The 20,370-nt window shown below is 36.5% G+C and carries 18 protein-coding genes and 1 tRNA gene; 13 read left to right on the top strand and 6 right to left on the bottom strand.

Translation table 11 applies throughout. The features are described 5' to 3' along the window. The first annotated feature begins 5 nt into the window (after positions 1 to 5). Complete coding sequence (locus ACY2LT_RS09280; protein ID WP_491815319.1) at positions 6 to 1,007, top strand: DUF3137 domain-containing protein; 1,002 nt, start codon at positions 6 to 8, stop codon at positions 1,005 to 1,007. Here ACY2LT_RS09280 and ACY2LT_RS09275 read toward each other — a convergent pair whose 3' ends face one another. Then, positions 1,008 to 1,772 carry a HisA/HisF-related TIM barrel protein gene (locus ACY2LT_RS09275; protein ID WP_491815318.1) on the bottom strand — a complete coding sequence of 255 codons (765 nt, stop codon included), beginning with the start codon at positions 1,770 to 1,772 and terminating at the stop codon, positions 1,008 to 1,010. Next, the gene (gene ruvA, locus ACY2LT_RS09270) at positions 1,769 to 2,371 is read right to left on the bottom strand and encodes a Holliday junction branch migration protein RuvA (protein WP_491815317.1); all 603 of its coding nucleotides are present in this window, start codon (positions 2,369 to 2,371) and stop codon (positions 1,769 to 1,771) included. The genes ACY2LT_RS09275 and ruvA overlap by 4 nt, the downstream gene beginning before the upstream one ends. A gap of 139 nt (positions 2,372 to 2,510) precedes the next feature. Here ruvA and ACY2LT_RS09265 point away from each other — a divergent pair, with 139 nt between their 5' ends. The 6 genes from ACY2LT_RS09265 (at position 2,511) to ACY2LT_RS09240 (ending at position 10,795) form a co-directional block, all read left to right on the top strand. Then, entirely contained in the window at positions 2,511 to 4,361 is a 1,851-nt protein-coding gene (locus ACY2LT_RS09265; RefSeq protein WP_491815316.1) for a T9SS type A sorting domain-containing protein, read from the top strand. A gap of 63 nt (positions 4,362 to 4,424) precedes the next feature. Next, positions 4,425 to 5,186: a glycerophosphodiester phosphodiesterase gene (locus ACY2LT_RS09260; protein ID WP_491815315.1), complete on the top strand. Its 762-nt coding sequence runs from the start codon at positions 4,425 to 4,427 to the stop codon at positions 5,184 to 5,186. Positions 5,187 to 5,262: 76 nt separating this feature from the next. Further along, positions 5,263 to 5,400 carry a hypothetical protein gene (locus ACY2LT_RS09255; RefSeq protein ID WP_491815314.1) on the top strand — a complete coding sequence of 46 codons (138 nt, stop codon included), beginning with the start codon at positions 5,263 to 5,265 and terminating at the stop codon, positions 5,398 to 5,400. Positions 5,401 to 5,473: 73 nt separating this feature from the next. Further along, entirely contained in the window at positions 5,474 to 6,676 is a 1,203-nt protein-coding gene (gene rocD, locus ACY2LT_RS09250; RefSeq protein ID WP_491815313.1) for an ornithine--oxo-acid transaminase, read from the top strand. A 37-nt stretch (positions 6,677 to 6,713) separates the two neighbouring features. Beyond that, positions 6,714 to 8,036 (top strand): cyclic 2,3-diphosphoglycerate synthase, encoded by a 1,323-nt coding sequence (locus tag ACY2LT_RS09245; protein ID WP_491815312.1) that lies wholly within the window; start codon positions 6,714 to 6,716, stop codon positions 8,034 to 8,036. 173 nt (positions 8,037 to 8,209) lie between these two features. Continuing rightward, positions 8,210 to 10,795 carry a glycoside hydrolase family 2 TIM barrel-domain containing protein gene (locus tag ACY2LT_RS09240; protein ID WP_491815311.1) on the top strand — a complete coding sequence of 862 codons (2,586 nt, stop codon included), beginning with the start codon at positions 8,210 to 8,212 and terminating at the stop codon, positions 10,793 to 10,795. A gap of 52 nt (positions 10,796 to 10,847) precedes the next feature. Here the strand turns inward: ACY2LT_RS09240 and ACY2LT_RS09235 are convergent. Further along, positions 10,848 to 10,919 (bottom strand) — tRNA-Thr (locus tag ACY2LT_RS09235). Positions 10,920 to 11,060: 141 nt separating this feature from the next. Between ACY2LT_RS09235 and ACY2LT_RS09230 the strand changes: the two genes are divergently transcribed. Then, positions 11,061 to 11,741 carry a F0F1 ATP synthase subunit B family protein gene (locus tag ACY2LT_RS09230; RefSeq protein WP_491815310.1) on the top strand — a complete coding sequence of 227 codons (681 nt, stop codon included), beginning with the start codon at positions 11,061 to 11,063 and terminating at the stop codon, positions 11,739 to 11,741. 84 nt (positions 11,742 to 11,825) lie between these two features. Here ACY2LT_RS09230 and ACY2LT_RS09225 read toward each other — a convergent pair whose 3' ends face one another. Next, positions 11,826 to 12,431, bottom strand: a complete 606-nt coding sequence (locus tag ACY2LT_RS09225; protein WP_491815308.1) for an IMPACT family protein — start codon at positions 12,429 to 12,431, stop codon at positions 11,826 to 11,828. 19 nt (positions 12,432 to 12,450) lie between these two features. Between ACY2LT_RS09225 and bshA the strand changes: the two genes are divergently transcribed. From bshA to ACY2LT_RS09200, 5 genes are all read left to right on the top strand, one after another. Beyond that, positions 12,451 to 13,578 carry an N-acetyl-alpha-D-glucosaminyl L-malate synthase BshA gene (bshA, locus tag ACY2LT_RS09220; RefSeq protein WP_491815307.1) on the top strand — a complete coding sequence of 376 codons (1,128 nt, stop codon included), beginning with the start codon at positions 12,451 to 12,453 and terminating at the stop codon, positions 13,576 to 13,578. A gap of 173 nt (positions 13,579 to 13,751) precedes the next feature. After that, positions 13,752 to 13,982: a 4Fe-4S dicluster domain-containing protein gene (locus ACY2LT_RS09215; protein ID WP_491815306.1), complete on the top strand. Its 231-nt coding sequence runs from the start codon at positions 13,752 to 13,754 to the stop codon at positions 13,980 to 13,982. Positions 13,983 to 14,012: 30 nt separating this feature from the next. Next, a complete protein-coding gene (locus tag ACY2LT_RS09210; RefSeq protein WP_491815305.1) occupies positions 14,013 to 15,083 on the top strand; it encodes a 3-methyl-2-oxobutanoate dehydrogenase subunit VorB in 1,071 nt (356 codons plus the stop codon). Then, positions 15,083 to 15,877 carry a thiamine pyrophosphate-dependent enzyme gene (locus tag ACY2LT_RS09205; protein ID WP_491815304.1) on the top strand — a complete coding sequence of 265 codons (795 nt, stop codon included), beginning with the start codon at positions 15,083 to 15,085 and terminating at the stop codon, positions 15,875 to 15,877. Before ACY2LT_RS09210 ends, ACY2LT_RS09205 begins: the two co-directional genes overlap by 1 nt. A 1-nt stretch (position 15,878) precedes the next feature. Beyond that, positions 15,879 to 16,412 (top strand): 2-oxoacid:ferredoxin oxidoreductase subunit gamma family protein, encoded by a 534-nt coding sequence (locus tag ACY2LT_RS09200; RefSeq protein WP_491815303.1) that lies wholly within the window; start codon positions 15,879 to 15,881, stop codon positions 16,410 to 16,412. Positions 16,413 to 16,495: 83 nt separating this feature from the next. Here ACY2LT_RS09200 and ACY2LT_RS09195 read toward each other — a convergent pair whose 3' ends face one another. After that, on the bottom strand, positions 16,496 to 18,877 hold the full coding sequence (locus ACY2LT_RS09195; protein WP_491815301.1) for a glycosyltransferase: 2,382 nt from the start codon (positions 18,875 to 18,877) through the stop codon (positions 16,496 to 16,498). A 10-nt stretch (positions 18,878 to 18,887) separates the two neighbouring features. Then, positions 18,888 to 20,219 carry a UDP-glucose dehydrogenase family protein gene (locus ACY2LT_RS09190; RefSeq protein ID WP_491815299.1) on the bottom strand — a complete coding sequence of 444 codons (1,332 nt, stop codon included), beginning with the start codon at positions 20,217 to 20,219 and terminating at the stop codon, positions 18,888 to 18,890. Between the last annotated feature and the right edge of the window lie 151 nt (positions 20,220 to 20,370).

The following is a 20,370-nucleotide window of genomic DNA, read 5'->3' as shown; positions in this document are numbered from 1 at the left end:
GTAAGATGAAAACTATTGAAGAGTTCAAGAATTTTTTCGATACTACTTTGCATATCGATTTGAATATGCTTGAACATAAGCGGCAGCAAACTATTAAGCAAATTTTCAAAAACATTCTTATTTATATAAGTATCATTGTTTTATTAGTTGTGGTTGGTCTATTTGTAAATAAATTAATTTACGGCGATTATTTTAATGAAAAAGAATACAATATTCCGCTTATTGTTTCAATAGTTTTTTCAATTTCGACAATTATTCTGCTTTTTCAGAAAAATGCTAAAACAATACAAGAATTTATCTATAACTTCAAAAAAATAGTAATAGAGAAAATCGTAAAGTTCATAAATGAGAATTTGAATTACTCACCGACAGAATATATTCCACCTGAACAATTTATTAAATCAGATATTTTCAGAGACAGAATAAACAAATATTACGGAGATGATTTGGTTTCGGGAACGATTGATAAAACCGAGATAAAATTTTCGGAGATTCATGCCTGGAAAATAGTCGATTCGGGTGAGGATAAAAGAAAAAAACAACCGATATTCGATGGGATATTTTTTATTGCAGATTTTCACAAAGACTTCAATGGGAAATACTTTATATTTCCTGATTTTGCACAGAAAAGATTTGGCGGGCTTGGAAAATTTTTCCAGAAGATGAACTTTAGCAGAGGGAAACTTATTGAACTCGAAAATCCAGATTTTGAACGTGAATTTGTAGTATATGGTTCAGACCAAATTGAAGCGAGATATTTGCTTTCGTCGAGTATGATGGAGCGGATATTAAAACTGAAACAAGGTAAATTTCAATATCTTTTTATTTCTCTTGTAGATAGTTGCCTTTATATAGCTTTGCCATTTAAGAAGAAACTGTTTGAACCGTCAGTTTTTCGTTCCAACAATGATTACAAGAAAACAGAAGAATTTTTCTCATTAATAAACGATACAGTTTCAATTGTTGAGGAACTTAATTTAAACACCCGGATTTGGACAAAGCAGTAGTTAATCTTCTAAAAATAGTGATATTTTTTGAGATTCGGCTTCCCGCCAAATATTCTGGCAAGGGAAAATGTTTTGGTAAAGTGGTATTCCAAGAATTGTCGAATCAATGTATTGGGTGTTTAGTTTTTTTAACTCAATTAATGATTTTGAACTACTAATACCTTCGTATAATGTGATTTTAATTCCAAAGGTTTTACCAATTTGTTCGATTAAATTGAAGCTATAATCTTCGTTTTTTGACAAAGAGGTTTCATCGTGAAAAATAATTCTGTCGCCGCCGAAGCTCTTGATAAGTTTTAAATAGTCAGAGATATTGTAATATAAGTTTGAAACAGGGAAATAGACCATTCCCTGAACTAGTCGACAGAGAAAAGCTACGCGAGACGGGGTAAATTCTTCTACCAACTTACGTACATTAATTGGATCGACAATTGTAAGCTCGTTGAGCACAATTCTGTAAATACCTGAATTTAGAAGCGCTCTGCATACTTCAATATCGGAAAATTCAGAAGAAAATTCGATAGGTATATCAACCGACTCAGCAATATAAACGGCAGCAGTGGAATTCAGATAATTATTGTTTCGTTCGAAAGAATCTGTATCAACAATATGAACACACTTAGCATTTTCTTTTCGCCATAATTTAACAAGTAGCAGTGGATCCTCGGAAATACGACAGAAATATTCATCGAATTCGGGCAAACATTGAATTTTGATTGCCCCAACACCCTCGGCAAGTTTTATCAGTGGCATTACCAGAATCATTTGATTTCCATCGCAAATTGAAGAGAAAGCTTAATCAAAGTTTCAATGTTGTTAATTTTTCCGGCATTTTCATCATAGACTTTTTTAACAGCTTTTTCGGCAACTGAACGATTATACCCTAACGCACACAAAGCAGCGACAGTTTCGCTTTTGAGCAAAGCATTTTCGCCAAGCAAGTCTTCGCCGGTAATGGATAACTTAGAAATTTTATCTTTTAGTTCAATCAGAAGACGCTCGGCAGACTTTTTTCCAATACCGGGCAACTTTTGAAGTGCGCGAATATTTTCAGTTTGAATATAATTTGCTAATTCAGCAGGACTTGCAGCAGATAAAATTCCGATAGCAGTTTTCGGGCCAATGCCCGAAATGCTAATTAATGATTTGAATAGTTCTCTTTCGTTCTCATCTATGAAACCAAAAAGTAATATTTGGTCTTCGCGTGGGATTAATACAGTAAGAAGCCGGACGCTATCCCCTACCTCCGGAAGTTTTGAAGATGTAATAACAGAGACAAGCAACAGATAGCCAATACCGTTGCAATCAATTATTACGGAAGTTGGTTTCTTTTCTAAAATTTTTCCAGAAATTAATGAAATCATATAACTATACAATTTATTGTTTAGCAAATATAATAATCAATTAACAAGAATGAAAAAGAAGTTTTAGAAATTATTAATTTTCTATGTAACTAATAATTAATATGCTACGTTATTAATTTAACAATTAGAGGAAATAGATATGAAAAAACATATCGGAATTTTCGTGGTTGTATTTTTGCTCTCTTTTGGTTCATTATTTGCAGGTTATAATGTCAAAGGAAGAGTAATAAATGACCATCATAAGCCAATAGCGAAAGCCAAAATCGAATTTAAAGGCTCTAACCAAACAATCAAAAGTGAAACAAACGCAAAAGGATATTTCTCGTTTGAAACAAGCGACAGCACAGGAACACTCATAATCAAAAGTAAATCATACGGAACAAAGGAAATCACTGTATTTGCATTCAACAATGAAAATTATCTGATCACACTAAGCAAGGAATACAAGGTTAGTAGCGGAGGAAAGGGATATTACAGAACAACAGCAGTGTACGAAGGCAGAACCGGAGCACTGGCAGCGAGAAAAGATGGAGCAGATTATGCGAAACCAAAAGCAACGATGGATTTGGCGGAATTTGCATCTTCCATTACTCAGGATAATATTTCATCGAAGAAACTAACCGCTGGCGATATAAATGACTTTAAAAAATGGAAAATGTGGAATGATATTTCAGAAAGCGATTTGTATGAATATAGAAAAAATTGGAGTTTTAGTCCGATTGACAGGTTTACTGTTCAGATAAAAACTTCGACTAACAGTCCGATAGTAGATGCCTTAGTTGCTCTCAAAGACGGCGAGAAAGTGTTGTGGCAATCAAGAACAGATAATACAGGCAAAGCAGAACTCTGGGCAAACTCGTTTAATAATTTTGAAAATCAAAAAAAATTAAATGTTGAAATAAACTATAAAAACCGCAGTTATTTTATTGAAAAGCCAAAGAAATTTTATGAAGGAATAAACTTTGTTGAACTCGATGAGAATTGCGATTACAACAGAAGTCTTGATATTGCTTTTGTGGTTGATGCAACTGGTTCGATGGGAGATGAGATTGAATATTTGAAAGCGGAACTGACAGACATAATTGAGCGAGTAAAGGACACTATACCGGAGCTATCGATACGCATTTCGTCGTCATTCTATCGTGATTTCGGAGATGAATATTTAGTAAAGTCTGTTGATTTCACGGAAGATATTACTAAGTTGGCAGATTTTATCAAAACAAATGAAGCCATTGGAGGAGGAGATTTTCCGGAAGCAGTAGATTATGCACTGGAAGAAGCGATTACAAATCTGAGTTGGAGCGAGAACGCAACATCAAGAATTTTGTTTCTTGTGCTCGATGCTCCACCCCACTCCGAGCCTCAGGTTATCAAACGGCTTCAAAAGTATGTAAAACTCGCTTCGGCAAAAGGAATACGCATTGTTCCACTAACCTGCAGCGGAATAGACAAAAGCACAGAATATTTAATGAGAGCATTTGCACTACTTACCAATGGAACATATTTATTTTTAACTGATGACAGCGGTATTGGCGGAAAACACTTAGAGCCGACAACCGATAATTACTCAGTGCAACTACTGAACTCGTTAATTTTGCGAACTATATATCAGTTCAGTTATCTGCCACCTTGCATAGTAAAGACAGCTCTGACCGGCGACACATTAATTGTTGCTAATCCAAACAATGAAGTAATAAACTCGGTTATGCCATCTGATGAAAAGAATACAATCAGTGATGATTTTGAAGTTAAATGGAAATATTATCCGAATCCGTGCAACGGAGTATTGAATATAGAACTCAGGCAAGATATTAAGGAACTATTTATTGCAGACATTACAGGAAAAATAATATATCGCATTGAAAACACAAGCAATAGATTGATTACGGTTGATTTAACAAGTTTTCCAAATGGCTATTATTTTATCAGATACGAGTATGAACCAGACAAATGGCTTAACGGAAAATTTATTTTGCAGAGTTCGAATTAATATTTTAAACAGAAAATTCGTAAATTAATTTTTTGATAATTGCATATTGGATAAATAGAGGATATGACACTAAAAGAGTTTGTTGAGAAGAACAATAGATTTATAGCAGCCCATCGTGGAGCATCGGGGAACGCTCCTGAAAATACATTAGAAGCCTTTCGTCAGGCAATAGCTTGTGGTGCGAAGGTCGTAGAAGCTGACGTTCAAATTACAAAGGATAATATTCCTATTGTATTTCACGATGACGAGTTGGGACGAACAGTCTCGGGAACTGGTCTGATAGCAGAATATACTTATAATGAACTAAGAAATCTTTCAGCTGGTATTTGGTTCAAAAAAGAGTATGAAAATGAAAAAATACCGCTATTAGATGAATTAATTGAATTGATAAAGGGCCGAGGCTTTTTAGGCTTAGAAATTAAGCCTAACCTTGAAACGTTAAAAACGGCAAAAATAATTCTGAAAACATTAGAGAAGCACAATTTTATAGCCTCATCTGTTTTAGCTTCTTTTGATTACAATATTTTGAAAACAATCAAGCAGGAATATCCATCTGCACATATAGCGGCGATAAAAATTCCCGGGGACAACATTTTGCCCTCGGAGATACAAGCAAACTTCGCAATAGATGCATACATTTGCTCGGTGGATGAAATAAATGACAAAATCAGAGAAGATATAAGCAAGAGCAGAATTATTTGGGGAGTATACAATACAGATAGCGAGGAAGATTTTGAACTTGCGATAAAGTCGGAAGTAAATGCAATAGGAACGAATTATCCTTGTAAAATGAACGAATTGCTTTCAAAATTAAATAATTATTAATCTTTTTTTCATAGTAGAAACATATTTTTTATGTGATTATATTTTTGTATATTTGCATATACTTTTGAAAAAGTATATGTATAAAATCGATTTACATATAACCAACTATTCTTATTTGAATGGCAAAACAAGCAAAAGCCCATTTGCAGTTCCTGCATCACGGGCAGGAAAGATTTTGCGATTCAAACACTATTCAACAGATGCTCCTATTTGATTTTTTTACCTCAAAAAATTGAAATAAACAACTTATAAATTAATACATTTTATTAATTAATTGGAGAATTACATTGAAAACACAAGATTACATTGCTATTGAGAATGAATATGGAGCTCACAATTATCATCCGTTAGATGTAGTTGTAGAAAGAGCCGAAGGTTGCTTTGTGTACGATGTGGAAGGGAAAAAGTATTTGGATTGCCTTGCTGCTTATTCAGCAGTTAATCAAGGACATTGCCATCCAAAAATTAAAGAAGCTTTTCTGGAGCAAGTAAACAAAGTAACACTCACAAGTCGTGCATTCCGTAACGACAAATTGCCTATGCTCTATAAGAAAATGCATGAGCTGACTGGCTATGATATGTTTTTGCCGATGAATTCAGGTGCTGAAGCAGTAGAAACAGCGATTAAACTTGCACGTCGTTGGGGATATGACGTGAAAGGCGTCGAAAAAGACAAAGCTGAAATTATTGTAGCAACCGGAAATTTCCATGGAAGAACAACGACAATTGTAGGATTTTCTGACGACCCGGATTCATTTTATGGATACGGTCCGTATTGCAAAGAAGCTTTCCCAATGCATGAATATGGTAATATTGAGGATTTGAAGTCCAAGATTTCAAAGAATACAGTTGGAATACTTATCGAGCCAATTCAAGGCGAAGGCGGAGTTGTAATTCCACCAGAAGGATATTTGAAAGCAGTAGAACAGATTTGCCGTGAAAACAATATTTTGTTTATTTGCGACGAAATTCAAGCTGGACTTGGTCGTGCAGGAAAGCTATTTGCACATTATTATGAAGGTGTTCGCCCGGATATAGTAATTGTAGGCAAAGCACTTTCTGGCGGATTCTATCCAGTATCGGGAGTTTTGGCTGATAAACATATTATGCTTGTAATAAAGCCGGGACAACACGGTTCGACTTTTGGGGGCAATCCACTTGCAGCAGCGGTAGCGATTCGTGCATTAGATGTATTGATAGAAGAAAAAATGATTGAGCGTTCTGCAGAAATGGGCGAATACTTTATCAATAAGCTTCGCGCAATAAACAACCCAAAAATCAATATGGTTCGCGGTCGTGGCTTGTGGATAGGTCTTGTGTTGAACACAAAGGCACGTCCATATTGCGTAAGATTGATGGAAGAAGGAATGCTCTGCAAAGATACACACGAAACTATTATCAGAATAGCTCCACCTCTTGTAATTACAAAAGAGGAAATTGATTGGGCTGTTTCGACAATTGAAAAAGTATTAAATGAAAATTTAGGATAATTTTTTTAAATAATTTTACAATTAATCAGGAGATTTTATGAAAAAACAACGTGTAATTATCATTGGTGCTGCAGGTCGTGATTTTCACAATTTCAACACGATGTATCGCGACAATGAAATGTATGAAGTAGTTGCTTTTACAGCAGCTCAAATTCCGGATATTGATGGTCGTAAATATCCTGCATCATTAGCAGGCAAACTTTATCCAAATGGAATTCCAATTTTTGATGAAGCAGACTTAGAAAAATTAATCAAAGAATATAATGTAGATGAATGCGTATTATCATACAGCGACCTTCCTTATGATAAAGTAATGCACATTGGTTCACGCGTAATGGCAGCTGGTGCAAAATTCTCAATGATGGGTTCATATCCAACAATGATTAAATCAACAAAACCAGTTATTTCGATTTGTGCAGTTCGCACTGGCTGTGGAAAGAGCCAGACAACAAGAGAAGTAGTTCGCCAATTGATAGCAATGGGCAAAAAAGTAGTATCTGTTCGCCATCCAATGCCTTATGGTGATTTGGAAGCTCAGAAAGTTCAGCGCTTTGCTTCGATTGAAGATTTAGACAAGCACAACTGCACAATCGAAGAAATGGAAGAATACGAACCACATATCGCAATGGGTTCGGTAATTTATGCTGGTGTAGATTATGAAGCAATTTTACGTGAAGCAGAAAAAGAAGCTGACGTAATAGTTTGGGACGGTGGTAACAATGATATGCCATTCTATCAGCCAGATTTAAATATCGTAGTAGTAGATCCATTACGTCCTGGTCACGAAATCAGCTACTATCCCGGTGAAGTAAACCTTCGTATGGCTGATGTAATCGTAGTAAACAAAGTTGATTCTGCATATCCGGAAGATATTGAAGAAGTATTAGATAATGTTCGCGAATATAATCCGAAAGCACATATTATTCTTGCAGCATCATCAATTATGGTTGAAAAGCCAGAAGTTATCAAAGGCAAGAATGTATTGGTAGTTGAAGATGGTCCAACATTAACACACGGCGAAATGGATCACGGAGCAGGAATGGTAGCAGCTCGTCGCTATGGTGCTGCTGATTTTGTTGATCCTCGTCCTTATGTTGTTGGAAAAATTGCAGAAACATTTGAAATTTATCCAGAAATCGGTGTATTGCTTCCGGCAATGGGATATGGCAAACAACAAATGGCTGATCTTGAAGCTACGATTAACAATGTTGAGTGCGACTCTGTTGTTATCGGTACTCCGATTAATCTTGCACGCTTCATTAAAATTAACAAGCCAAACACACGTGTTTACTACGAATTAACAGAAATTTCTGCTCCAAAAATCGCTGATGTTCTCAGAGATATGCCAAAATTAAAGTAATTTGTAGTATATAATATTCAAAAGAGGTTGCCCCAGAAGAGGCAACCTCTTTCTTTTTTGTTGGTTGAGACAGGTGGCAATCGATTTGGTTTATATTTATACTTTTTTTTCACTCCGTTTTTGATTATTTTTATTTTTTATTTTTGTGTATTTTTAAATACTTCGGTGTTTATATGTATAGAAACATTCAATTTTTTATTATTCTCCTATCTCTAATATTTATAAATACTTCAATAAATGCAAAAAATTTATCCCAAAGTGAAATAAAAACAATACTAAATTCAGACACGCGATACATAATCCCCTTGAACGGTCAATGGGAAAAATCTGCAGATGGTATAAACTGGGAAAATGTCCATATACCTTATTCAGATGTTATTTTAGAAAAAATCACATTAGTGAGGAAAGTACGTATTGAAAAATCTCAGCAAGAATCACTAAGTTGGCAATTGTTTTTTTTAGGATTTAATCATCAAGCAGAAATTTCGATAAATGGGCAATTTCTGGGACGCTTTATCAGCTCGATGGCTCCGATATGGGTTAAAATTCCACCGAAGGCTTTGGAAGCAGGAGAAAACGAGATAAGAATTACTTTTTTAGTTCCAAATGATATAATTAAAACTGTTTTTGAGCATTATATTTATGCAAGGAAGCGATACAACGGATTGGTGCGTGAAGCTTTTTTAATTGGTAACCCACCAGTTTGGATAAGTGACATTAATACAAATTACTCTCTGTCGCATAATTATTCGCAAGCAAATATAAACGCAACTATTTCTGTTTCTTCTGCTAATTTCGAATTAATTTCAAAATTGCAGAGTAGTTCAGGCGAATATTTGGAATCGAAAAATAAGGCAAATTTTCTGCTCGAAACAAAGATTGTAAAAACTGGGACTGGCGAGACAATTGCCATCGGAGAGCCACGACAGATTTCGATTGAGGCGGAAAGAACAATTGATGTAGATGTGAAATTTAATATTACAGCACCATCTTTATGGTCACCTTCAAATCCAAATTTGTACCAAATTCAGGCAAATCTTGTTCAATTGGGAAGAACAGTGGACAATTTTGCAACAAATTTCGGGCTTCGCGATATAGCTGTAACAAGAAATGATAAGTCAAATTTTATTCTCAATGGCAATCATATTCCACTGAAAGCTGTAAGTTATATTGATTATCATATCTCATCGGGGCAAAGTTTATCACTATGGAGAATGGAAGAAAACATAAGAATGATAAAGACGCTTGGAGCTAATGCGATACGTTTCAAATTTAATCCACCTCATCCGTATTTTGCGTATTTATGTGATAAATACGGATTGCTGATGCTACTTGATTTGCCAGTATATGCGATACCGAACAAACTATTGGAACGCGACGAATTTAAAGTATATATCAAAAATCAAAGCAAATTACTTACATACTTCAAGCAGAATTACGCTTCAACTTTTGCATTCGGCTTCTCTGATGGGATTTGCGAGGCAAGTTTCCCGAATGAATTCGCTTCCAATATAAAATCTATTGTCACTTCGAATGGGAATTATTTATATTATAAGTTTATTAATTCTGATGAAAAGATTGTCAATTCGGACAATTTTGATTTCATTGGAATCAATCTAAAGAAAGAAAATTCAATTTTGAGCCAATCTCGTATTTTGAGAGATATTATTCAAAGAAGTAACAACAAACCTTTTATAACGTGCTTTGGTGTTCCAGTCAATGAGCACAACCACAACGGATATTCTGACCCATATTCAAATGAACATCAAGCTTTTTATATTAAAAGTCTGTATAACTTATCTTTTCAGAACGGTTCATTTGGTGTTGTAATTAATTCATTCAACGATTACGAGCTTAATCATCCATATTTAGGAACAGACAATTATCATTCATCAATTTTGACAACAGGAATTACGGACGTAACAAATAAGCCACGTTTTTCATATTCAATGTTGCAAGCTTTATTCAATGACGAAAAAGAACCATTGATAAATGCGGGAAGTTATTCGGGTGAAACTTTGGTCAGTTTCATAATATTTGGTTTTATATTGTTAGTTGTATTGTTATTTTTTATTAATCGTTTCCGGCGTTTTCGGGAATATCTCACTCGTGCAATACTGAGACCATATAATTTTTATTCGGATATACGAGACCAAAGGATTATTCCATCATTTCAAACTGTAATACTTGCTCTAATTGTATCGTTTACGATAGGAATGTTTGTAACATCACTTCTATTTTATTATAGAAATTATGATATTATACAATTTATGGTAATGCTTGCTTGCCCATCAAGTTTTTGGCAAGAAATAATATACAAGATGATCTGGATGCCCGAAGTTTCGCTATTTATTGTTGCATTGATTAGTTTTATTGTATTATTTGTAATCTCGATAGTAATAAAAATATTTGCTTTCTTTTCGCGAGCAAGGATATATTTTTCTGATTGTTTGATAATATCGGTTTGGGCAAGTGCTCCGTTTGTTGCATTGCTTCCGTTTGCAATTCCGCTCATTCGTTTACTTGAAATAAATAATACGGTTGCGATAATAGCAGTTATACTGTTTTTAATAATTAAGTTATGGGTTATTGCAAGAATATTGAAAGCAACTGCGGTTGTTTTCGATAAACCATCTGTATTAGTTTATGGAATCGGGATAATAGTAATATTAGTTTTCGCCGCTATTCCAATAGGAATATATCAGATTAATTATCAATTCTTCTCGTATTTGACGTATTTCTGGTGTGCGTATCTATAAAATACTTAATTTTGATAAAAAAGCAGGCTAAGGTTAGCCTGCTTTTTTTTTGAGCCAATTAGGGGACTTGAACCCCTGACCTGCTCATTACGAGTGAGCTGCTCTACCACTGAGCTAAATTGGCTTTATCACTACACAAAATTAAGTATTTAAGATATAAAAATCAATAATCAAATTTTTTTTAATTTTTTTGAAACGGTTAAACCAATTGAGTGTAATTTAGTCAAAAGGTTAGAATTCCGTTCAACATTATTTTGAGGTTACTATGAAAAACAAATTATTCCGCAACATTTATGTTGTAGCAATTTTAGCAGCTATGCTTGGAATAGCAGCATGCCAAAAAGATAATCCAGTTGAGCCAGTGGACAATGGTATGGATTATTCAATGGTGCTTGTTTCTCCTGATGCAATGGTAGGTGAACTTTCTGAAGCAAGCTTAACAACAGATTTCACACTTCAGAACGTATATGATAAGATGCTTATGCCACCGTCTGATGGCAAAGATAAAGGACCAAACGGCGAAATGCCTCCAAAGCCAGAACCAAATAACGGACAATTCAGGATTGGTGTTCTTTTACGTATGCTGGAACTTGACTCTGTACAAAGAGAACAAGTAAAGATTTTCGCACGAGAACTTGAAGATTGTATTAAAGAATATCGTCAAATGCTTCGTGAAGCTCAACGTGCAATAATTGAGAATGCAAATGCTCAACGCCGCCAAATTATGGAGCAACTTAAAGCTGGCGAAATTACGAGAGAACAGGCAATGCAAGCACTAAAACAGTTACGTGAAGAAACACGCACTGCAATGGAAACTAACGAAGACATTGCAATAGCTCGTCAGGGCTTGAAAGATTGCCACGATGCATTCCTTGAAAATGTAAAATCAATACTAACAACTAAACAATTGGAAATCTGGAACAAATATTTCGGAATAAAAGAATAAGATTATTGATTTTGCTAAATTGTGGAAGAGGCTGTGCAGTGAGAAGCACAGCCTCTTTGTTATTTATGATAGAGAAACTGGATATTACACCGGAAAAACGCCTGAACGTCCGTTTGTCGATGAGATGACTTTTCGTTCGAATTCGTCTATTTTGGACTGGTGGATGTGAACAATAAACTCGACTGAATCTTTGTAGTCTTCAGTGGCAGAAACTGCAAATTCGTTAATCAATTTTTTTATAGTGGAGACGTCTTCATAGGAGCAAAGCACTCTGATGGCAGTAGTAATATGAATGATTTTTTTCTCACACTGGGAGAGTGCAAGTTCAGTAGTTGAAGAATAAGCACGAGAAAGACCACCGATACCGAGTTTTGTGCCACCGAAATAACGAGTAACAACAACGATAATGTCGCTAAAATCAAATTTTTTGATAGAGAACAAGATTGGTTTGCCAGCGGAGCCATTTGGTTCGCCATCGTCGCCGAAACGAATATCCAGTCCATCGGCACCCAATCGATATGCGAAGCAGTTATGTGTGGCATCGAAATATTCACTACGGATTTGCTCTAAAAAAAGGAGTGCTTCGTCGCGGCTTGAAACGCTTGCAACTGAAGCGATGAATTTCGAGCCTTTAATTTTTTGTTCAGCCCGAAATGGTTTTGCAATTGTATAGTAGAATTCTTTGCTCATATTACAAACGGGTAAAATTATGAAAATAGGAATGGTTTGTTATCCCACATATGGCGGAAGCGGAATAGTAGCAACAGAGCTTGGGGAAGCTCTTGCAGAACGCGGCTGGGAAGTGCATTTTATCAGCTATGCGAATCCAATTCGACTGGATAGATTCAGGGAAAACATTTTTTTTCACGAGGTTGAGATACCACATTACCCACTGTTTGAATTTCATCTTTACACATTGGCATTGACTGGAAAAATACTTGATGTGCTTAAGTATGAAAAACTCGATATAATTCACGTTCATTACGCTATACCGCACGCAGTTAGTGGAATATTGAGTAAGCAAATAGCAACAAAGAGCAATGTAAAATTAGTAACGACATTGCACGGTACGGATATTACACTGATAGGGCTTGAACCGGCATTTTCGCCAATAGTCAAATATTCAATAGAGCAATCAGATGCAGTTACAGCTGTTTCGCGATATTTAAAAGATAAAACCATTCAGCAATTCCAAATAGAAAATGAAATCCACCATATCCCAAATTTTATTGATACAAAAATATACAAAAGAATTGAAAGTTGTAACCTGAAAAAGACATTTGCACCTAATGGAGAAGCAATTCTTATGCATATATCAAATTTCCGACCAGTCAAACGGGTGCCGGACACAATAAGGGTACTAAAAGAGATACTCGAACAAGGAATAGCCGCAAAATTGATATTAATTGGTGATGGACCCGAAAAGAGTGAAACTGAAAAATTAGCATATGAGTTAGGATTGCACAATAATGTTAAATTTTTGGGAAAGCAAAATGCAATCATAGAGTTGCTATCGTGTGCAGATGTGTTTCTATTGCCAAGTCAGTCGGAAAGTTTTGGTCTGTCGGCACTCGAAGCGATGGCTTGCGGAGTGCCGGTTGTTGCATCGAGCGTGGGAGGAATACCTGAGGTTGTCAAACACAACGAAAATGGATATATAGCAGAGATCGGAGATGTTTCGCGGATGGCGAGATATGCCATAGAATTGATTAGAAACAAGAACAAATGGAAGATATTTTCGGAAAAAGCAGTTGAATTTGCTAAAAGAGAATACGAAGCAGAAAAAATAGTTCCGATGTATGAGAGAATATACAGAGAAACAATTAATTATCGATAAAAACTTCCCGTTTAGTCCAGCCTAAATAAAGATTTTATGTAAGTATTTGAAAAATAGTAATTTTTTTGATTCAAAAATTTTGAAACTCAAACACTTTTTTGTAAATTTCGTAACTTATAAAACATTGTTTTAAAAAACAATGGCGTTATTTCTAACAAAAAAGGATAAAAGAAATGGCAAAAGCACTTGGTGAGATTATCATCGACATTGAGAAATGCAAAGGATGTTCGCTTTGCATTGAAGCTTGCCCGGAGGAGGTTTTGTCGCTGACGAACAAAATCAACAAGAAGGGCTATCAATACATAGTAACAGTAAATAGTAACTGCACAGGCTGCGCAAGTTGTGCGATAATTTGTCCTGATGCAGTAATAACAGTATATAGAAAAATTGAAAAATCCGCCTAATGAATAATTTGGAGGTAAAAAGGAGTTAAAATGGGCGAAATAAAATTAATGAAAGGCAATGAAGCATTAGCAGAAGCGATGATAAGAGCGGGCTGCGATGCTTATTTTGGTTATCCAATCACCCCACAATCGGAAGTATTGGAATATTTATCTAAAGATGCAACACAAAGAACAGGAATGGTTGTATTGCAGGCAGAGAGCGAAGTAGCAGCTATCAATATGATTTACGGTGCTGCTGCTTGCGGTCGTCGTGTAATGACAACCTCATCCAGTCCGGGTATTAGTTTGATGCAGGAGGGTCTTTCTTATATTGCGAGTGCGGAATTACCTTGTGTATTAGCAAATGTTGTACGTGGGGGACCGGGGCTTGGCACAATTCAACCATCACAAGCTGATTATTTTCAGGCAGTAAAAGGTGGTGGGCACGGTGATTATAGATTAATTGTGCTTGCACCATCGTCAGTACAGGAAATGGTTGATTTTGTAAGATTATCGTTTGATTTGGCAGAGAAATATCGCAATCCGGTGATGATACTTGCCGACGGAGCGATTGGTCAGATGATGGAAAAGGTTGAGATATTTGACCAAATGCCTCGTAAGACAGAGTTTCCGGATTGGGCAACAACAGGCAAACCAAAAGATAAGGAGCGTCGCTATATTACATCGCTTCATATACAGCCTGAAAAAATGGAAGAGATAAACAAACATCTTCAAGCAAAATATAAGCAAATTGAGGATGCTGAAGTTCGTTACGAAGCATTCAATTTAGAAGATGCAGAATATATTTTGACGGGTTATGGTCTTGGAGCAAGAATTTGCCGTAAGGCAATGGATATTTTGAGAGAGAAAGGATACAAGGTCGGATTAATTCGCCCAATTACATTATTCCCATTCCCGAAGAAAGCTTATGAATCGGTAGCTGGAAAAATTAAAGGGATTTTAGATGTAGAAATGAATGCAGGACAGATGGTAGAAGACGTAAAATTATCAGTATGTGGGAAAACTCGTGTAGAATATTACGGAAGAATGGGAGGAATGATACCTTCTCCGGAAGAAATAGTAGAGAATTTCGAAAAATTGTTTATTAAAGGAGAAGCATAATGAGCAATAATATAGAAACAGCAAAATTCCGCCCAGAGATTTGCACAGATGAAAATTTAGTATATCGCAAGCCTTCTACTTTGCTTCCAGAGCCATTTCACTATTGTCCTGGCTGTGGACACAGTACAGTGCACAAGATTTTTATGGAAGTAGTAGAAGAAATGGGCATTGAAAATGAAACAATTGGTGTAGCACCGGTTGGTTGTTCTGTTTTTGCATATCATTATATGGGAGTAGATATGCAGCAAGCAGCCCACGGGCGTGCTTGTGCAGTTGCAACCGGAATTAAGCGTGTGCAACCGGATAAGTATGTTTTCTCATATCAAGGTGATGGAGACTTAGCTGCAATAGGCACAGGCGAAACAATTCATGCAGCTAATCGCGGTGAAAATATTTTAATTATTTTCATCAATAACGGTATTTATGGAATGACAAGCGGGCAGATGGCACCAACTACGTTGGAAGGTATGGTATCAACAACAAGCCCTCACGGACGTGATGTTAAGACACAAGGTTATCCATTGAAGATTTCCGAATTGCTTGCTCCGCTTCCGGGCGTTGCTTACATTACACGCCAATCAGTTCACAAGCCAGCAAATGTGCGTAAGGCAAAGAAAGCATTGCGTCAGGCGTTAGAATATCAGAAGAAAGAATTAGGTTTGTGTTTGGTGGAAATAGTTTCGAACTGCCCATCAAACTGGAGAATGACACCAGCACAAGCAAACCAATACATAGAAGATAAAATGTTAGCATTCTATAAATTAGGCGACATTAAAGTCCCGGAGGTGAAGTAGTATGACACAAGAAGCATTATTTGCGGGGTTCGGTGGACAAGGTGTTCTTTCAATGGGACAAATCCTTGCTTATGCCGGAATGATTGAAGGAAAAGAGGTATGCTGGATGCCATCGTATGGTCCTGAAATGCGTGGTGGAACAGCAAACTGTATTACAATTGTATCTGATTCAGCGATAAGTTCGCCAATTATTTCAATGTATGATACAGTAGTTGCACTCAATCAGCCATCAGTTGATAAATTTGAGTCGAGAGTGAAGAAAGGTGGCAATTTGATTTACGATAGTGCGAATATACTTAATCCACCAACACGGACTGATATTAACATCATTCCTGTGCAAGGAAGTGAAGAAGCCATCAAACTACAAAATACAAAAGTATTGAATATGGTTATGCTCGGTGCTTTTTTGAAGAAAACAAATTGCGTTGCTGTCGAAAACATACACAAAGCATTAGAGAAAGTATTTGAGCGTTATCAGAAATTAATACCGCTGAATATTAAAGCATTAGAAGTAGGAATGAGCTACATAAAATAGTTGTTCAGAATATTCCGGAAATAAAAAGGCTGTCTCATAGATTTGAGACAGCTTTTTTTATTCAAAGAATTATTGTGAACGAATTAATTTTCCCTGTAATTAATTTTTTGCTTAGCAGAAGCAAGCCCTTTCAGAAGCACATCTTCTGAAATATCAATATCGAAAGCAGGGCTGCCAAAAGTAAAGTATTTTTCAGATTGTTTGAGCATTTGAAGAGCTTGTTCAAAGTAAGGGATTGCTTCGGCGGCACGATTTAGATTAAGTAGAGCAAACGCTTTTAAGGTAATACCGTAAATCTGATTTGGTGATTTTTCCAGAGCTGCATCCGCCCAGCGAAGTGCTTCATTGAAATCGCCACGGCGACCACTTATCTGAGAGAGTGCTGCTGCCGCTGAGGAATAAATAGTTTTTGATAAATCACCACATTTAATTGAGAAGCGGATTGCTTCTTCTGCCTCACGAAACAGCTGCATTTGTGAAAGAGTCTGCCCAAGCTGAAACCACGCATAGCCATTCAGAGGTTCTTCCTGCACGTGAGCAATCAGCATTCTGTAGTTGCGACGAACTTTTTCTTCCATTTCCTCGCGAGAGACGTTATACCCAAGATGCATAATTTTCAAATCAGAGATAGCGAAAGTGTAGCCTGCCTCAATCAATGATGGCGAAATTTGTTCGTGAACCCGACCAACAAATTTTACTTTTGGATATCCCAAATTACGGAATAATCGAGGATAGCCACCACGGTGAACTTCGGAATTACCGTCAAGGTAATTGTGGTCGCTTTCAATTGTGCAAATAAAAGCACCGATATCAGGCAAAGCCTGACTGATGTAGCGTTTGATGTTTTTTTGACTTTCAGGGGTAAGGCGTTCGTCTGCATCGATATAAAGCACCCAATCGCAAGAGCAATTCATAAGTGAATTATTTCGTGCAGCAGAAAAATCGTCTTTCCATTCCATCTGGAACAATTTTGCACCATAGCTTCGGGCTATCTCGATAGTCCTATCGGTGGAACCTGTATCGGTAATGATAATTTCATCTGCAACATCTTTGACGCTATCGAGACAAGCAGCCAGCATATCTTCTTCATTTTTTACAATCATACAAACGGACAAAGTGGCTTGCCTGCCAAAATTATTCACACTTTCAAAAAGAGACGGAGCAGGTGGTGGCTGCACTGCGCTTGCAACAGACTGGTTCTCGGTTGGAATGGTTGTATTTTTCGAAAAATCTGATTGTATTTCGCTTTTAATTGCATTTTCAACTTTATTCAGAAAATCATAAATAGCTGTTTGATTTGGATTGATTTTAAGAGCAAATTCGAGGAGTTGCCTGGATTGGTCGTATTTACCCAGCACAAAAGCGATATTAGCTAAGCCGATAAGTCCGAGTTCATTTTTTGGATTAAGCTTGAAAGCAAGGTCATATTCTTCGCTTGCGTTTTGGTAATCATTCATCAAGAAATAGCATCTGCCAATCTTATAGGCAAGATGGTCGAGCGGAATAAAGTAATCACCAGCAAGAATAGCAAAGAAATCCTTTTCTTGTTGTTGATGGACTTCGCGCATTTTCAAATAGTGCGTAAGTGCCTGTCGGTATTGCTGTTTTTCGAAATATAATTCAGCAAGAATAAAATTAGCTAATGATTGGTTAGGAACAGTTTCATAAGATTCTAAAGCCCAGCGGAAAGAAAGCTCTTTATTGCCCATTTTGTAGGCATTCATCGCTCCATTGCCCAAGATACGAATTCTAAGTTTGTTTGTTTTTGGGACAATCTCTAAGGCACGCAAATAATCCTGATGTGCTTCTTCCTTTCTGCCAAGAGCAACGTAAGTGTGGGCACGTTGGGTAAGGTTATATGGGTTGTTGGGTTCTTTCGCAAGTGCAATATTGAGAAGTTCGAGATTTCGAAGCTGCTTTAATCTAAGCTTTTCCGGGTCTAAATCATAGCCAAGATGAAGAAGCTGGACAGAGCAATTTTTAACTTTATAATTTTGTTTTAAAATCGAATAGAGAACTTGTTCGTGGATAACACCTTCGAAAAAAAAGTTTGGATTATTACGGAAAAGACGAAGCACGTAAGAAATATGAGATTGAATAATGTTGGACCTGACATCGACAGTTGAAAGCAATTGCACAAGCCAACCTCCATCGGTTGGTTCTGCATTGCGAACAGTATCGAGAAGTGTTTGGGGATTTTGAAGACGCTCGTCTGCATCAATCACCAAGATAAAATCACCCGTAGCTTCTTTGAGAGAAATATTACGAGAGAAAGAAAAATCATTTTGCCACTGCGAACGAATAACTTTAGCACCTTTTGAAAGAGCAATTTTTACAGTATCATCGACAGACCCAGTATCGACAACAATAATTTCATAAGCAATAGGACGAACTGAATCGAGGCAGTCGCCCAGCATTTTTTCTTCATTTTTTGCAATAATACAGACAGATATTTTGGGTTCCATACAGATTCTCTTAACGAATATCTTTGCGACCGATACTGTAATATTCAAAACCTAACTCGGACATATTATCGAGCGAGTATAGGTTGCGACCATCGAAGATAATTTTATTTTTTAATTTGGAGGCAATTAAGTTGAAATCAGGTGTTCTAAACTGATTCCATTCAGTAACAACGATAAGAGCATCGCAATCCTGAATAGCATCGTACATTTTATTGAAATAATTAATTTTATCACCGAAGTGGCGACGAGTATTTTCTAATGCTTCCGGGTCGTGAACATTGACGGTGGCTCCCTCAGCAAGTAGCATATCTATAAGTTTGAAGGCAGGTGCTTCGCGAACATCATCAGTATTAGGCTTGAAGGCAAGTCCCCAAATAGCGAATTTGAGCGAAGAGAGTTCGCCAAATCTATTTTTAATTTTGCCGAAGAAGCGTTTGATTTGAGATTCATTAACTTCCATAGTTGCCTTAACAATTCTAAGAGGTTGGTTGTGCTCTTCGGCAGAATAAATCAGAGCACGGACATCTTTAGGGAAGCAGGAACCGCCATATCCAATGCCAGCAAAAAGGAACATTTTGCCGATACGGCTATCAGTGCCAAGCCCAAAACGAATTTTGTCGATATCGGCACCGACTTTTTCGCAGTAAGCAGACAGATCATTCATAAATGAAATTTTTGTTGCAAGAAAAGCATTAGCGGCGTATTTGGTAACTTCTGCACTTTTCTCATCCATAATAATAATAGGGTTGCCAGTGCGAACAAATGGTTTGTAGAGCTCAATCATAATTTCTTCTGCCCATTTGCTACGAGTGCCAACGACAACACGTTCTGGTTTCATAGCATCTTCAACAGCTAAGCCTTCGCGCAGAAATTCAGGGTTGCTAACAACTTCGAATAAGCTTTCAGGGATGTATTTAATGAGAATATCACGGACTTTCTGGGCAGTTCCGACAGGGACGGTGCTTTTGTTTACGATAATTTTTTTATCATTAATTTTTTTGTCGCGAATAATTATTCCAATTTTTTCTGCAACATCTAAAACGTGATGCAAATCTGCTGAGCCATCTTCATTTGGAGGAGTGGGAAGGCAAAGGAAAATAATTTGAGAATTTTCAACAGTTTCTTCCAAATTGGTTGTGAAAAAAAGTCGTTCTTCCTGAATATTCTGCACAAGTAATCTATCGAGACCGGGTTCGAAAATCGGGCAGATGCCTTGGCGTAATTTATTAACTTTTTCCTGATCTATATCCACGCAGGTAACAAAATTGCCTGTTGCTGCAAAGCAAGTACCAGACACAAGCCCAACATAACCTGTCCCTATAACTCCAATTTTATAAGCCATAATATTCCTAAAAAATTAAGATACAAACAAATACAAATTTAATAATTTGTCGATAACTATTATTAAAATTATTAGAATACAAATGTAAATCGCAAGTTTGATTAATTTTTTGATAAGAGAAATGAAAAAGCCAATCACAAGAAATAGGATA

It is taken from the genome of Eximiradius proteiniborus (genome assembly GCF_058546985.1).
This window is presented reverse-complemented; position numbering and strand designations above follow the sequence as displayed.